General features: G+C 71.9%; 11 protein-coding genes. 6 read left to right on the forward strand and 5 right to left on the reverse strand.

The genetic code is table 11. From position 1 onward, the window contains the following. Nucleotide 1 precedes the first annotated feature (1 nt). Nucleotides 2-1,153: a glycosyltransferase gene (locus AB0F04_RS05640; RefSeq protein WP_362038078.1), complete on the forward strand. Its 1,152-nt coding sequence runs from the start codon at nt 2-4 to the stop codon at nt 1,151-1,153. Further along, on the forward strand, nt 1,150-1,806 hold the full coding sequence (locus AB0F04_RS05645) for a lipopolysaccharide biosynthesis protein (RefSeq protein WP_362038079.1): 657 nt from the start codon (nt 1,150-1,152) through the stop codon (nt 1,804-1,806). The genes AB0F04_RS05640 and AB0F04_RS05645 overlap by 4 nt, the downstream gene beginning before the upstream one ends. 58 nt (nt 1,807-1,864) lie before the next feature. Here AB0F04_RS05645 and AB0F04_RS05650 read toward each other — a convergent pair whose 3' ends face one another. Further along, nucleotides 1,865-3,205: a glycosyl hydrolase gene (locus AB0F04_RS05650; RefSeq protein ID WP_362038081.1), complete on the reverse strand. Its 1,341-nt coding sequence runs from the start codon at nt 3,203-3,205 to the stop codon at nt 1,865-1,867. 167 nt (nt 3,206-3,372) lie between these two features. Between AB0F04_RS05650 and AB0F04_RS05655 the strand changes: the two genes are divergently transcribed. Beyond that, nucleotides 3,373-4,623 carry an ATP-grasp domain-containing protein gene (locus AB0F04_RS05655; RefSeq protein WP_362038083.1) on the forward strand — a complete coding sequence of 417 codons (1,251 nt, stop codon included), beginning with the start codon at nt 3,373-3,375 and terminating at the stop codon, nt 4,621-4,623. Next, entirely contained in the window at nt 4,623-5,891 is a 1,269-nt protein-coding gene (locus AB0F04_RS05660; protein WP_362038085.1) for an FAD-dependent oxidoreductase, read from the forward strand. Before AB0F04_RS05655 ends, AB0F04_RS05660 begins: the two co-directional genes overlap by 1 nt. Nucleotides 5,892-6,077: 186 nt before the next feature. On the opposite strand, the gene AB0F04_RS05665 is transcribed toward AB0F04_RS05660, so the two are convergent. From AB0F04_RS05665 to AB0F04_RS05680, 4 genes are all read right to left on the reverse strand, one after another. Beyond that, entirely contained in the window at nt 6,078-6,794 is a 717-nt protein-coding gene (locus AB0F04_RS05665; RefSeq protein ID WP_362038087.1) for a chaplin, read from the reverse strand. Between the two features lie 398 nt (nt 6,795-7,192). After that, nucleotides 7,193-8,707 carry a von Willebrand factor type A domain-containing protein gene (locus AB0F04_RS05670; protein ID WP_362038090.1) on the reverse strand — a complete coding sequence of 505 codons (1,515 nt, stop codon included), beginning with the start codon at nt 8,705-8,707 and terminating at the stop codon, nt 7,193-7,195. 153 nt (nt 8,708-8,860) lie between these two features. After that, nucleotides 8,861-9,727, reverse strand: a complete 867-nt coding sequence (locus tag AB0F04_RS05675; protein WP_362038092.1) for an ABC transporter permease — start codon at nt 9,725-9,727, stop codon at nt 8,861-8,863. After that, nucleotides 9,724-12,381 carry a CocE/NonD family hydrolase gene (locus tag AB0F04_RS05680; RefSeq protein ID WP_362038094.1) on the reverse strand — a complete coding sequence of 886 codons (2,658 nt, stop codon included), beginning with the start codon at nt 12,379-12,381 and terminating at the stop codon, nt 9,724-9,726. Before AB0F04_RS05680 ends, AB0F04_RS05675 begins: the two co-directional genes overlap by 4 nt. Before the next feature lie 1,188 nt (nt 12,382-13,569). Here AB0F04_RS05680 and lxmK point away from each other — a divergent pair. Together lxmK and AB0F04_RS05690 are read left to right on the forward strand one after the other, a co-directional pair. After that, nucleotides 13,570-14,628 (forward strand): class V lanthionine synthetase subunit LxmK, encoded by a 1,059-nt coding sequence (gene lxmK / locus AB0F04_RS05685; RefSeq protein WP_362038097.1) that lies wholly within the window; start codon nt 13,570-13,572, stop codon nt 14,626-14,628. Beyond that, nucleotides 14,625-15,689, forward strand: coding sequence for a T3SS effector HopA1 family protein (locus AB0F04_RS05690; RefSeq protein WP_362038099.1), 1,065 nt, complete (start codon nt 14,625-14,627; stop codon nt 15,687-15,689). The genes lxmK and AB0F04_RS05690 overlap by 4 nt, the downstream gene beginning before the upstream one ends. The last annotated feature ends 15 nt before the right edge of the window (nt 15,690-15,704 follow it).

Below are 15,704 nucleotides of genomic sequence, written 5' to 3' on the forward strand. Positions count from 1 at the left end.
GATGAGGGCTCTGCACATCATCACCGGCCTCGGCGTCGGCGGGGCCGAGCAGCAGCTGCGGCTGCTGCTGCGTCATCTGCCCGTCGACTGCGACGTCGTGACGCTCACCAATCCCGGCGCGGTCGCCGAGGGCCTGACCGCCGACGGAGTCCGTGTCAGGCATCTCGGCATGGGCGGCAACCGTGACCTGGCCGCGCTGCCGCGCCTGGTCCGGCTGATCCGCGCCGGCGGTTACGACCTGGTGCACACGCACCTCTACCGGGCCTGCGTCTACGGCCGTTTCGCCGCACGCCTGGCCGGGGTCCGGGCGGTCGTCGCCACCGAACACTCCCTGGGCGATTCACAGATGGAGGGCCGCGGCCTGACGGCGGGGGTGCGGGGGCTGTACCTCGCCAGTGAGCGGCTCGGTTCGGCGACGGTCGCCGTCTCCCCGACGGTGGCCGAGCGCCTGCAGCGCTGGGGCGTGCCCGCGCCCCGTATCGAGGTCGTCCCGAACGGCATCGACCTCGACCGGTTCCGCTTCGACCCGGAGCGGCGCGCGCACGCCCGCCGGCACTTCGGCCTGCCGGAGGACGCCTGGGTCGTGGGCGGAGTCGGCCGCCTCTCCGCGGGCAAGCGGTTCGACGTCCTCGTCCGCGCGCTCGCCCTGCTGCCGGACGAGTGCCGGCTGCTGCTGGTGGGCGGCGGCCCCGAGGAGCACGCCCTGCGCCGCACGGCCCACGAGGCGGGCGTGGCCGAGCGCGTCGTCTTCACCGGCGAACGTCCCTACGTGCGCGGCGACTCGCCGGGCCCGGACCTGCCGTCGCTCACCTCGGCGATGGACCTGCTCGCCTCCCCGTCCACGGAGGAGGCCTTCGGGCTGGCGGCCGTGGAGGCTCTGGCGTCCGGGCTGCCGGTGCTCTACGCCTCCTGCCCGGCCATCGAGGACGTGCGGCCGTCCGCTGCCGCCGGCGTCCGGTGTGTGCGCGGCGGCCCCGAGGCCTACGCCCGCGCGATGACCGAGGTCCGCGCGGCCGGCTCCGGGCCGCGCCGGGTCTCGGAGGTCGCCCGCCACTACAGCATCACCCACTGCGCGGCCCGTCTCACCGACGTGTACGCGACAGCGGTCTCCAGTTCGCCGTCCCTCTCACCTCTGGGAGCCACCTCCTCATGACCGACACTCCGCCCCGTCAGCACCGCCTGTCCCCGGCTCGTCTCAGGGGTCTTCCCCTGTGGTCCGTGCTGGCGGCGGGCACCGTCCTCGGGGGGCTGCTCGGCGGTTCCTACGGCGTGCTCACACCCTCCACGTACACGGCCACGAGTTACGTCATCGCCGTCCCCACCGAGAAGTCCACGCCGGACGCCGCCCTCGGGTTCGCCCAGGCGTACGGCCGGGTCGCCACGCAGCTCGCGGTGCTCGGGGACGCGCAGGTGTACGCGGGTGTTCCGGTGCGCACCCTGCAGCACAGTGTGCGCACGGCGACGTCGCCGGACGCGCCGATGGTCGCCGTCTCGGCCACGTCCTCGCGCCCCGGCCTCGCCGTCGACATGGCCAACGCGGTCACCCGCTCGCTGACCCGCCACGCGGACGACAGCAGTGACAGCACCCATGTGCGGCTCGTGCGGTTCTCCCGGGCGGTGGAGCCGCGCGAACCGACGTCCGCGTCACCGGTGGTGACGGGTCTGGTGGGGGCGAGCGCCGGCGGTCTGCTGGGAGGCCTGGCCCTGCTGGCGCGGCCCCGGAGGAGCGGCCGGGACGGTGAGGGCGCCCCGGCCGCCTCGGTGCCCGGCCCGGCCGCCGCCGCCGATGTGCGCGGCAAGCGGTGACGACGGCGGGCCCGGCCCGGCACGGCACCGGGGAGCGGCGTCCTGCCGGGCCGGCGGATCACCACCAGTCGGAGCGGAGGCAGAGCTTTCCGCCGAGCCACTCCTCGACCCAGCTGCCCAGGTCCAGGGGCGTGCAGTCCGCCGGCGGCGGCGTCGTGCCGGGCGGGGTCGGTTCCGGCGTGGGCGTGGGTGTGAGGGGCGGGGCCGCCTGGTCGCCGCGGCCGAACAGGGCGGACCGGTAGACGTGGGAGGACTTCGGGTTCGCTCCGCACTGCCACACACCGTGCGGGCAGTAGTCGGTCAGCGTGTTGTAGAGCGGCCTGTGCTCGTCCATCCAGGCGAGCATGCGCCGCATGTACTCGGGATTGTCACCGTTGCGGAAGAGCCCCCATTCCGGATAGGAAATGGGTTTGCCGTGAGCCTTCGCGAAATCCACATGATGCTGCAGCCCGTAGGGCTCTTTCACCTGCTGATCGAACGACATTCCGTTCGGCTGATCGTAGGAATCCATGCCGATGACGTCGACCGTGTCGTCCCCCGGATAGCACTTCGTCCAGGGAACGGCATCATGGCCACGGCTCGGCGTGAAATCGAACCGGAATTTCTGGCCCGGCACGGAACGCATGGTGGCGACGATCCTGTTCCAGTACTTCTTCCAGGCCTCCGGGTCCGGCCCGCAGCGATGGGTGTACGTGATGCCGTTCATCTCCCAGCCGAGCACGATGACCGTGTCCGGGACCTTCAGCTCGACCAACCGCTCGGCGAGGACACGGAAGTGGTGATCGAACTCCCCGGCCGCGCCGCGCCGCAGCAGCTGCCGGACCTCGTTGTCGGAGACGCCCTCCTCGTTGCGCTCCTGCATGGGGACGTTGAGGACGAGCATCCGGTCGGGCCTCTTGTTGCGCCAGTGCGCCCACACGTCCAGGAAGTCGGCGGCACCCTCGATGTCGCGCCAGCGGTGTCCCGGCAGGTAGGTGTGGCCGACGCGGAGCTCCGTGCCGCCCAGCCAGCGGCTGAACAGCGGCATCCGCGCCACGCCACGGGCGTCGGACTTGAGGAAGACACCGAAGGCGGGGATCTCCTCACCGGCCACCGCAGTGGTGGGGGCCGGGGTGGGCGCCGGGGGCTGGGAGACGGCCGGAGATGCCGGCTCGGGAGGCGTGAGGGCCGGAGGTGTCAGGGCCGGAGGTGTCAGGGCCGGAGGTGTCAGGGCCGGAGGTGTCAGGGCCGAGGGCGTGGCGGTGGGGGCCACGGGGGTGGGTGCCGGAGCCCGGGGCTCGGCGGCCTGCGCCACCCCCGCCTCCGCCACGAGGCCGGACGCCAGGGCGGCCGACGCGGCGACCGCTGCCGCGCCCAGGGTCAGCCGGCGGACCTTGGCCCGCCTGTGCCGTGGGGCCATGCCTGCTCCTTTGTTCGCTCTCGTCCGGAGTGCTGCCGCAATCGATGTTATTGACGGGCAGTCATATGAGTCAGTCATAGAAAAGCCTGGAGCGCCAGTGCCGTTGCGGCTTTCGAGTGCCGGGCTCGCCCGTGCGGGTGAGCCGGCCGAAGAGAAAGAGAGAATTCGTGTCGCTGCTCGACATCCGCGTCCCCGCTGTTGTGCTGCGGATCGACCGGAATCCTTTTCACCACGGAACGCTGGGAGCCGTGCGTTCGCTCGGCAGGGCGGGAGTGGAGGTACACGTCGTCGCTGACACCGCGGGAAGTCCCGTCGGAGCCTCACGTTACGTACGACACATGCACCCGCCGCCGCCCCCGGGCGCCTCCGCGCAGGAGATCCTCGCCGTGCTGCGCCGCGTGGCCGACCGGATCGCGCGACCCGCCGTCCTGGTCCCGATGGACGACGCGAGCGCGATCACCGTGGGGCGGGCGCGGGACGAACTCGCCTCCTCCTACCTTCTGCCGGAGCTGCCCGGCACCCTGGCCGAGCGCGTCGCCGACAAGGCGGAACTGGCCGCCGTGTGCGCGTCCGCCGAGGTCCCGCACCCGCAGACGCTGATCCCGGACAGCACGGCCGGGGTCGACGATGCCCTGCGACGGCTCGGGCTGCCGCTGGTGGCGAAGTGGAGCCGTCCCTGGCTGCTGCCCACCGGCAGCGGGCTGCGCAGCACGGTGCTGGTGCGGTCCGCAGCGCAGGCCCGGGAGCTCTTCCTGCGCACCGGGGAAGCGGGCAGCCGGCTGCTGCTCCAGGCCTACCTGTCACCGGGCCCGGACCGGGACTGGTTCTTCCACGGGTACGCCGACCGCTCGGGCAGCGTGCGCGCGGGCGGTCCGGGCCGCAAGCAGCTGGCCTGGCCGCGGGGGGCGGGCCTGACCGCGGTGGGCCGATGGACTCCCAACACCGAGGTGCAGGCGCTGGCCGAGCGGCTCACCGGTGAGCTGGGTTACCGGGGCATCTTCGACCTCGACTTCCGCCGCTGCGGCGAGACGGGCCGTTACCACCTGCTCGACTTCAACCCGCGCGCCGGCGCCCAGTTCCGGCTCTTCGCCGACAGCACGGGCCTGGACGTCGTACGGGCCCTGCACCTGGACCTGACGGGCCGTTCGCTGCCGGCCGGGGCTCCGATCGCCGGGCGGGAGTTCGTGGTGGAGAACTACGCGCCGATGGCGGCGCTGCGTGCGGCGCCGGGCGGGCGCGAACTGGCCTGGTACGCGGCGGACGACCGCGCCCCCGGACGGGTCATGTGGGCCCAGTGGTGCCGCCACGTGTCCCGCCGGCTGTACGAGCGGCTCGGTACGACCACGGTGCCGACACCCCGGCGGATCCCCCGGGCGGCCTCGCCCTCCCTGACCGACAACGAGAAAGCGAGCAGTTGATGGTGTACGACCTTCTGGTGGTGGGCGCAGGCCCCTACGGTCTGTCGATCGCGTCCCACGCCGCGGCCGCCGGACTGAACCTGCGCGTGTTCGGCCGCCCCATGGCGTCCTGGCGCGACAACATGCCCCGCGGCATGTTCCTGAAGTCGGAACCGTGGGCGTCCAACCTCTCCGACCCGGCCGGGCAGTGGCGTCTGGACGTCTACTGCGCGCAGCACGGGCTGACGGCGCGTCATGCGCAGCCGATCCCCGTCGAGGCGTTCGCGGAGTACGGCCTGTGGTTCGCACGCAATGCCGTACCGGAGGTGGACGAGCGCACGGTGACCCGTGTGGCGGCCGGGCCGGGCGGTTTCACGGCGGTCACCGAGGACGGGGAGGAGGTGCAGGCGCGGACGGTGGCCCTGGCGGTCGGTGTGATGCCGTTCGTCGAGGTACCGCAGGCACTGCGCGGACTGCATCCCGCCCTGGTGACGCACAGCAGCCACCACAGCGACCTCGACCGCTTCCGTGACAAGGACGTCACGGTGATCGGTGGCGGGCAGGCGGCCCTGGAAACGGCGGCCCTGCTCGCCGAGCAGGGCACGAACGTCCGGGTGCTGGCGCGGGCGGACCGGCTGGTGTGGAACGACGTGCCGCCGCCCTGGGAGCGCCCCTGGTGGCGGTCGGTCCGTTCCCCGCACAGCGGCCTCGGCCCCGGGTGGAAGAACTGGTTCTACGCGGAGCGCCCCAACTTGTTCCGGCGACTGCCGGAGCCGACCCGGGCCCGCATCGCGACCACGGCGCTGGGGCCGGCGGGCGCGTGGTGGGTGCGGGACCGGGTGGAGGGCGTCGTGGAGCTGCTGCCGGGCCATGAGGTCACCGCGGCCTGCGCGGTGCCGGGCGGGGTGCGGCTGGACATGGCGAGCCGTACGGGTGCCCCGCGCAGCCTGGAGACCGAACACGTCATCGCCGCCACGGGGTTCAGGGCGCGTTGCGACCGGCTCGGACTGCTCGCCCCGGAGTTGCGGGGGACGCTGACGGCACTGCCGGACGGCTCGCCGGCGGTCGGGCGCAGCTTCGAGTCCTCCTGCCCCGGCCTGTTCTTCGCGGGTTTGGTGACGGCCTCGGGCTTCGGCCCGGCCATGCGGTTCGTGCAGGGCGCGTCGTTCACGGCGTCGACTCTCGTCCGCGGTGTACGCCGCCGGCTCGGGGCGATGCCGGTGGGCGGCGTCGTCCCCGCTCCGGTGGACGGCAGCCGGAGCGAGTCGCCGTCGCCCGTGCACCGCTGACGGCGGGCTCACACGGTGACCGGTGGGCCGCTGACGGCGACAGCGTCGTCGGCGGCCCGCTCTCGTGCCGGAAGGCCGGTCGGGCCGGCCGGTGCGGCACGACGGCCGACACCCCCCGGACCGTGGTCGACGGGGGGTGTGGGTGGTGCGGTCCGGTGCGGCCGTGCCCGGCCGCACCGGGAAGGGTCAGCGGGACGAGGTGGCGCGGCCCCGGCGGTACATCATCACTCCGCCCGTGATCAGGACGGCACTGGCGGCCGATGCCGCCGCAAGGGCCTCGCTGCCGGTCTCGGCCAGCTGGGGCAGGGTGCTGTGCTCCGCCTGCTCCTCCACCTCTTCGGTGACGGACGAGTCCTCGGTGTCCGGGGTCGTGGAACGCGGCTTCTCGCTGTCCGGCGGGAGAGAACCGTCCTTGGCCGGGGGCTTCGGCTTCTCCTCCGTCGACGGCTTGTCGTCGCCGCCGTGGCCGCCGCCGTAGGAGCCGTTCTCGCAGTCGTTCTCGAGCGCGTCGTTGAACAGCGCGCCCCCGTCGACACTGTTGCCGCACACGTTCACGGGCACCTCGACCGGCACCTGCACGTTGTTACCGGAACCCACGCCGGGAGAACCCTTGACGACCGCCGACGCGTCCGCGCCCGACTCGTGGCCCGACGACTTGTGCGAGACGTTCCTGCAGGAGTTGCCGAACGCGGTGTTGAGCGCCGCGAGCACGTTGACGGTGTTGCCGCACACGTTGACCGGCACCTCGACCGGCACCTGCACGCTGTTCCCGGACAGCACACCGGGAGAGTCCTTCGCCACTCCCGACGCGTCGGAGTCGGCGAGGGCGGGGCTGCCGTACAGGGACAGAATCCCCGTGGCGGCGGCCGCCGCGAACGCTCCCTTGCTCAGGGTCTGTCGCATTGCAGTTGTCCTCCTGCTTGAAGAATCGGGGCGGCCGGCCTCGGTGCGGGGATCCACATCCAGGGCCGACGGTGCGGCGGCATGAACAGGTCGCAGCGCTGAACAGGAACCAGGCGTGTGGACTGCTGTCTCGCGGCACAGGGCCTGCGGAGGCAGCGTCTACTCGCCGTTGCCCTGCGCGACGGCCGGTCCGCCGGCGAGTGCCGGGACAGCGGCCGTCACCGGCACATCAAGGGCGGAAGCGGCGGCCGCCGCAGCGATCATGGCCTCCTTGAGCACTGCGCGTTCCTTTCTCGTGGCGCCGCATGCTCTACTGCCTCATCAACCCGGTGCAGAAGAATTGGTTCCGCAGGTTCACCCGGTTGGCCCGCGTCCCGTCAACGAAGGCCGGGAGGTCCTCAGTCCCGCTGCCGGTCCGCCTGTTCGATGGCCCGGGCGAGTCCGCGCACCTCCCCGTCCTCGGTGGTGTCGGACAACGCGCGGGCGTGCTCCGCGAGTTCGGCCAAGCCGTCCGGAGCCCCCGGGAGACGGTCGTGGCGGTCGTCCCGCGAGCGGAGGGCGTCGGCGAACCAGGCCGCCACCGCGGTGACCTGGAAGCGGCTGGGGGCGGAGCGCAAGGAGCCGTGGAGGGTGCCGGTCTCCAGGGCGCCGGTCTCCTCGTGCGGGGCGCGGGTCTGCGGGTCGAGCCAGCGCACGGTGGCGGTGGCGAGGTGGCCCTCGGCACCGGGCTCGGTGCGCACGGCGTACAGGGCGGTGACGGTGTGGCCGGGGCCGACCTCGCCGCCGTCGACGCGGTCGTCACGGAAGTCCTCGTCGGCGACGCGCCGGTTGTCGTAGCCGACGAGGCGGAACTCCTCGACCGTCTCCGGGTCGAAGGCGACCTGGGCCTTGGCGTCGCGGGCGGTGAGGTCGACGTGGCGCGGGAGTTGCTCGGAGAAGACCTTGCGGGCCTCGTCCGCGTCGGACACGTAGACGGTGTGGCCGTCGCCCTTGTCGGCGAGGCGTTCCATCAGGGCGTCGCCGTAGTCGCTGCCGACGCCGACGCCGAAGAGGGTGATGCCGTGCTCACGGCGTTCGCCGGCGATGCGTTCCAGGATGGCGTCCGCGTCGGTGTCGCCGGTGTTGGCGAGCGCGTCGGATATGAGGACGACCCGGTTGGTGGCGCCCTCGCGCAGGCCCTCGACGGCCGTCTCGTAGCCGGTCTCGACGCCGGCGCCGAGGTTGGTGGAGTCCTGGGTGTCCAGGTCGGAGACGGCGTCCCGGATCTCGTCGCGGTTGCCCTCGAGACGGGTCATGGGCAGGACGGTCTCGGCCTCGTCGCTGAAGGTGACGAGCGCGACCGAGTCGTCGTCGCGCAGCCGGTCCGTCATCACCGAGAGCGACTCCTTGGCGAGGTCAAGGCGGCCCGGTTCGTCCATGGAGCCCGAGACGTCGATGACGAAGGTGAGGGCGGCGGGCGGGCGTTCACCGGTGCGTTCCGTCGTGCGGGTGGCGAGGCCGACGCGGACCAGGGACCAGTCCTCGTCGTCGGTGCGGGCGCCGTCGACGGTGACCGAGAAGCCGTCGCCGCCGGGGCGGTCGTAGTCCTGGCGGAAGCTGTTGACGAACTCCTCGGGGCGGACGGTCGACGGGTCGGGCAGCCGCCCGTCCGCGAGGGCCCGGCGGGCGTAGTCGTAGGAGGCGGTGTCGACGTCGAGGGCGAAGGTGGACAGCCGGCCGGGGTCGTCCCGCTCGTCCGCGTCCCGGGTAGGGGCGAGCTCCTCCGCTCCGTGGCCGAGGCGGTCGGCGGCCTTGCTGCTCCCGCTGGAGTCGGCGCTCCCGCCGCACGCGGTGAGCAGCAGGCCACTCGCGGCCGTGAGGGCGAGCAGCGCTTTTCGTGTCCGGAACAGATCCATCGTCCGTACCCCCTGCATCCGTTGGCGTCGGCTTCTTGCGACTGTGACGGCGCAGGGGGCCCGGGCGTGCGGTACGGGGCGTTGCGGAAGCGTCTCGAAGCGGCCACGGGGCGGCCCTTCGAGACCGGTGGGTGATCCTCCGTCGACCTTTCCGGTGACCTGTCCGTCTGTCTAGGAGACGACGTCCTTGCGGGCGAAACCGCGGAAGGCCAGGGCGAACAGCACGAGTGCGTAGGTGACGGAGATCGACGTGCCCTGGATCATGTCCGACCACTCCAACCGGGGCCGGACGGCGTCGAGCCAGGCGTACTGCCAGTGCGCGGGCAGGAAGTGGCGCCAGTCGCCGAGGGCCGTGACCTCGTCGAGGACGCTGCCGATGATGGTGAGGAACACCGCGCCGCCGACCGCGCCGAGCGGGGCGTCCGTCCGGGTCGAGAGGCAGAACGCGAGGGCGGCGGTGACCAGTTGGGACACCATGATGTACGCGACGACGATCAGCATGCGCTGGGCGGCGGTGCCGGTGGACAGGCTGCCTCCGGTGGGCAGCTGCAGCGGACCCCAGCCGTAGGCGGCCGTGCCGACGGCGAGGGCGACGACCGGGAGCAGGACCATCGCGGCCAGGCTCAGGGTGAGTCCGACGGCGAGCTTGGACCACAGCAGCCGGGCCCGGGGCACCGGGGCCGCGAGCAGATAGCGCAGGGACGACCAGCTCGCCTCGGAGGCGACGGTGTCGCCGCAGAACAGGGCGACGGGGATGACGAGCAGGAAGCCCGCGGCGGAGAAGAGGTTGACCGCGGCGAAGTTGGCCCCGGACGCGGTCGCCGTGTCCATGAGGTTGACGCGGTTGTTGTTGCCGCCCGGGTCACCGCCGACCTGGAAGGCGATGAGCAGGATGATCGGCAGGGCGACCAGGACGCCGCCCATGACCAGGGTGCGGCGCCGTTTCAGCTGCCGGGCCAGCTCGACGCGGAAGGGCAGGGTGCGGCCCGCGCGGTAGCCGTCGGCGACCTCGGCGGGCGGCTCGGCGAGCGTGCTCATGCTTCGGCTCCGATCAGGGTGAGGAAGGCGTCCTCCAGGCGGCGGTGGGGGCCGACCGAGCGCACCGCAACGTCCAGGCGTACGAGGTCGGCGACCAGGCGCTGCGGGGTGCCGTCGGCGTCGAGCTGGATGAGGAGGCCCTCGTCGGCGCGCACGGCCGAGGCGACGCCGGGCAGGGCGGCGACCTTCTCCACGACGGGCTCTTCCACGGGTGTGGCCGTGCCGACGAGGAGGGTGTCGCCCGAGCCGACGATGTCCTCGACGGGGCCCGCCTGGACGAGCTGCCCGTGGTCCATCACCACGAGGTGGGTGCAGGTCTGCTCGACCTCCGCGAGGAGGTGGCTGGAGACGATGACCGTGCGGCCCGCGGCGGCGTAGCGGATCATCACCTCGCGCATCTCCCGGATCTGGGGCGGGTCCAGTCCGTTGGTCGGTTCGTCGAGGATGAGCAGGTCGGGCAGGCCGAGCATGGCCTGGGCGATGGCGAGGCGCTGGCGCATGCCCTGGGAGTAGGTGCGCACCGCGCGGGCGAGGGCGTCGCCGAGGCCCGCGATCTCCAGGGCCTCCTCCATGTGTGCGTCCCCGGCCGGGCGGCCGGTGGCGCGCCAGTACAGCTCCAGGTTCTCGCGGCCGGACAGGTGGGGCAGGAAGCCGGCGCCCTCGACGAAGGCGCCGACCCGGGAGAGGACCGGGGCGCCGGGGGCGATGGCGTGACCGAAGACGCGGATCTCGCCGCCGTCGGGCTTGATCAGGCCCATCAGCATGCGCAGGGTGGTCGTCTTGCCGGCTCCGTTGGGGCCGAGCAGGCCGAGGACCTGGCCCTGCTCCACGCGGAAGGAGAGGTCCTTGACGGCGTACCGGTCGGTGGACTTGGCGTAGCGCTTGGTGAGGTCCGTGATCTGGAGGGGCACTTCGGCCAGGGACGGCTCCGGCGGGGCGGGTGCGGCCGTGCGGCGGCGGCCCGTGAGGATCAGCGCGAGCGCGATGCCCGCGCCGGCGAGCGGCAGCCACCACACCCAGGCGGGCAGCCCGTCCTGGGGGTCGCGCTGCCCGAGGGCCGAGGGGACCTTCAGGTCGCCCTTCAGGGAGACGGTGTACGTGGCGGGGGCGGCCGGGGAGGCGTAACCGAGGTCGGTGGAGGCGAGGACCAGGCGGAGCCGGTGGCCGTCGTCGATCTCGTGGTCGATCGCCGGGAGCGTGACGGTGACGTCCTTGCCGGCCTTGGCACCTTCGACCCTGAGGGGTGTGACGAGCTGGGAGGGCAGCACCTGCTGGGTGTCGCCGCCCGGACCGACGTCGTAGAGCTTCGCGAAGAGGACGGCGTCGTCGCCGGTGGACTTCACGTGCACGGTGGCGGTGGGCGAGCCGGTGATCTGGAGGTCCTCGCGCATCGGCGCGGACTCGAACGCGGCGAACTGGCCGGGGAAGTCGAGGGAGACGCCGATGCCGAGCGTGGAGAGCTGGCTGAGACCGCCGGCGCCGCCGAGGCCGGGCAGGGCGGAGACGCCGGGCGGGCTGGCGCCGGGCGGGTTGTCGAAGCTCTGCTCGCGCCCGGCCAGGGAGACGGAACGCTGCTTGCTCTCCAGGCCGGGGTAGCGGTCCGAGGTCACTCCGGTCAGGCGGGATTCGCCGTCCCCGGAGCCCGTGCCGAGGGTGCGGGTGACGCGGAAGGCGGGGCCGGTGTCGGCGCCCTTGTCGTCCTTGAGGTAGCGGTCGAACCAGGAGGCCACGCGGCCTTCGACCCGGCCGGTCTCCATGTCGCCGCCGTCGTGGCCGCCGGCGATCCAGTCGACGTCGACGGGTGCGCCGTTGGCGCGGATCGCCTTCGCGGCCTGGTCGGCCTGGCCGAGCGGGAAGAGGGAGTCGGTCTGGCCCTGGATCAGCAGCGTCGGGACCTTGATGTTCTTCCCGACCGCGGACGGCGAGCGCTCCTGAAGCAGCTTGCGCGCCTCGGCGTCCGGCTTGCCCGACTCGGCGACCCGCTCGTACATCCGGCACAGCGCGGGCTCGAACTTCTCGCAGCCCCCGCCGGAGTTGACGAAGATGCCGGCCCAGAGCTTCTTGAAGACGCCGTTCGGGAAGAGGGCGTCGGCGAGGTTCCAGTAGGTGATGGCCGGGGCGATGGCGTCGACGCGGTCGTCACGGCCCGCGGTGAGCAGGGCGATCGCGCCGCCGTAGGAGGCGCCCGCCATACCGACGCGGGGGTCGCCCTTCTTGTCGAGTTCGACCTGGGGCTGCTTCGCCAGCCAGTCGATGAGCTTCGAGACGTCGGCGACCTCGCCCTCGGGATCGTTGAGGCCGATCTTCCCGTCGGACTTGCCGAAGCCGCGGGCCGACCAGGTCAGGACCGCGTAGCCGTCCCGGGCGAGGTCCTCGGCCTGCTGCCGTACGTCGTTCTTGCTGCCGCCGAAGCCGTGCCCGAGCAGGACGGCGGGGCGGCGGCGCTCTGCTCCGGAGGTGAAGAACGAGGTGTCGACGCGCACGCCGTCGCCGGTGGCCAGGAACCGGTCCTCGCGGTGGACCGGGGGCGTCTCGTCGCTGGCGACGGCCGTCCACGTGCCCGCCCCCGCGAGGACGACGACGGCGGCCCCGGCGGCGAGCAGCCTCCGGGGCCTCCGCAGCAGCCCGTGGAGTCCGGGCAGTCGAAGATCCATGCGTCAACGGTACGGGGTGAAGCTGTCGAACAGTTGTCGACCGAGGGTCGAACCGGAAGCCCTCCCAGGGGCGTACGGGGCTCTTCGGCGTACTGCGTCCGCGGTACGCCGACCAGGGACACTCCGCCCCGTGGGATTCCTTAGTTCTTGGATCGGTGCGCGGAGCACCGACCCGACACCGCTTTTACATGCGAACAAATACCGAGAGGACAACAAAGCACAACTGGAATCTCAAATTCCGCGAAAATATTGGCGATGTGATGCCCGTCACATGGGTAAAGCATTGATCAAGCGGAGTCGGCTCTTCGTATACTGGCCGGGCGGACGATCACTGTCCGGATGGGTGACTCCCCGGACCAGCTACCCCTTCCACCTCTCGCCCGAAAGGCACTTTTGAAGGGCCGTCCGCACTGTTCGCGTGACCGAACGGCTAGGGGGAAGCATGTTTGACGCCAAGACCCGCACGACGAGCCCGTACCAGCCCAGTCTCTGATCAGTAGCTCCGCCTGACGCACGCCGCAGAGGATCTTCGCTCCATCCATTCCTCTTTCTCGATGACGCGCGGGGCGTGCCGGCCTGGTCGAATGAGGCGAGCACCGCGATTCTCACGCCCTCAGGCGGAGCTCCGACGCCCCACCGTCGGACGAAAACATGAGGTTTGACAGGTGCCACTGAACAGTTCCTTGAGAGAGCCCCACCTCGGATTAGGGAACGATCACTTGAGAATATTGCAACTCGTCTCCCAGGGCTGCACCATGACCCAGGTCGCCAGACGAATGGACATGAGCGACCGCACACTACGTCGTAAACTCCGGTCGATCTGCGACTGCGTCGACGTGGAAACCCCGATAGAAGCAGTGGTGTGGGCCGTGCGGCGAAGAATCATCTGACCCGGGAGCGCACGGCAGGCAGGTCGATGCGGCGGCGGGTGACGGTTAGCGGAGGAAACCGTCACCCGCCGTCCTTCTTTCCCCCTCGCCGCGGCCCCCGCTTCATCGCGCCCGGCGCCGTGACCTGTCACACCGCCGGGCGGCCTTGCCGGCCGCCGCACCCGGACCCCGGCGGCGGTGGCCGATGCCGGTCAATTCGTTGTCCGGCGGCAGCGCCCCGCGATAGAAAGCCCGTGTGGCAGGAGAAAAGATTACATATCCGCAGGGTCGGTCTTCCGCGTCCGCTGTCGACGGTCCCGTGGACTCATCGGTCGAACAGCTGCTGAAACAACTCGGGTTGGGATCGCTGAACGCCTCGGAGGTCTACTCCTATCCCGGCCGGAACGAGAACTGGTCAGGCATCACGGACACCGGAGACTCGGTATTCGTGAAAAGACTCAAGGGGAACCCCAAGGAATCCCTGAAACGTTACCGGAGAATCCTGCTCTTCGAGCGCCTCGCGCGGGACGGCGTACGCCCCTTCCCCCGCCCCGAGTTCCTCGGAGGCGACGAGGAGCAGCGGCTCTTGGTGTTCCGGATGCTCGACGGCATGCGGTCCGGCAGCGAGCTCGCCGCGGACGAGGAATTCACCGAGTCCATGTCCGCCGAAGCCGGACGGGCGCTGGCGGCGCTGCACGGCCTCCCGTACACGGCCGGGGATTTCCCGGACGCGGATCCCCACCCGTACCCACCGGTCGAGGACCTGCGGTCCCTCCCGCTGGAGAGCTATGTCAACGCCACCGGCGCTTTCGTCGAGGCGTGGGGGCTGCTGCAGCGCGACGCCCCGCTGATCGAGGAACTGGAGCGGCTGCGGGCGACCGAGGCCGCGGCAGCACACGTGCCCATCCATGGAGACCTGCGGCTGGATCAGTTCCTGATCACCGACACGGCGTTCTACGTCAACGACTGGGAGGAGTTCCGGCTCGGCGACCCGGCACGCGATGTCGGGTCGTACGTCGGCGAGTGGCTGCACCGTGCGGTGCTGCGCATTCCCGCACAGGAGACGGACGACGCGTTCTCGGCCGTGCTCACCCACGAGGAGGTCGTGGCGCGGGGCGGTGAGGAGCTGACCCGGGTACTGCCGCTGATCTCCGCTTTCCACCGGGGTTACCGCGAGGGCGGTGGCCACGACGACGACGGGCTCGTGGTGCGTGCCACGTCCTACGCGGGATGGCACCTGATCGACCGTCTGATCGCGTCGACCAGGGAGAGCGGCCGGCTGTCGGCCATCGTCCGGGCAGCGGCGGGCATCGGCAGGACCGCACTGCTGGATCCGCGGAGCTTCGTCTCCACGGTCGGACTGGGGGAGGCGGCATGAGCACGAGGACCGAGGAGCACGTCACGGCCGTTCGCCGGCCGGGGCGGGCCGACGCGCCAGGAGCAGCGGTATCGGAGCTCGCGGCCGGGCTCCGCGTGGCGCTGGAGGACGTACGGATCACGCCGGACGGCAGGACGGCATGGGTGCGGGATGACGAGGTGACCGCCGAGTCCGCGTCGGCGATGCGCTTCCTGCTGGCCCGCACGCTGTACGAAGTGCTCCACACCGGACGGGGCGTCAAGGACCGCGAGGCGCCCAGGACTCTGCGCGCGCCGGACTTCGAGGCACGGCTGGCCCGGGCGACTCCCCACCGCGAGACGGTCGCCGCCGGGGTCCTCACCGGACAGCGCACGGCCGCCGGCCGGCAGGTCGTGCGGATCGACGGCCTGCGCGTGAACGTGCCGGACTCGGTCGCGTTGCGGGACAGCGGGCGCACGGCGGGTGATCCCGCACGCCCGGTGGTGCGGATGAATCTCCCGGCGGCCCGCCCGCTCGTCTCTCCCGGGTTCTTCCTCGTGGACAGCGGAGCGGGCCGCACCACCGGCGGTGGCGCGCTGCTGCGGCTCTACCTCAGGGTGGCCGAGCCCGACGCGGCGCCCACGCTGTGGCATGCCGTGCTGAGCGCCCTGGAGGGCCGCTCCGCGACGTACCGCGCGAAGATCATCTCCAATCCGGCGAGTCTGCCGCGCAACGACGGCATGGTCGTCTACCTGGGCCCGGATTCCTGGGACGCCGTCGGCACGGTGGTCGACAGCGCCCTCGCCACCGCTCTGCCGGAGGGGCCCGCCCCGGCTTTCGCCCATGTGCTGGCACCGGGTGTGACGGCCGCGTGGGAGCCGAAGGACAAGCGGACGGGCATGCGTGCCCTGAGCTTCGGCGAGCACCGGGCGCATGTGGTCGCGCGGGCCTTCGTGGACGCGGCGGAACGGCACCGTGAGCGTCCGACCGCTGCCGAACTGGCCTCCGCGTGTGTCGCGGCGAACGTGGACCCGGCCGACCCCGCCCGCAATCTCGACTCGGACGACTGGCCGTGGAAGACGGCCCTCGGGTCCGCGATCTGAGCCGTCCACCGTGCC

The organism is Streptomyces sp. NPDC029041, from assembly GCF_040637515.1.
Taxonomy (GTDB): domain Bacteria; phylum Actinomycetota; class Actinomycetes; order Streptomycetales; family Streptomycetaceae; genus Streptomyces.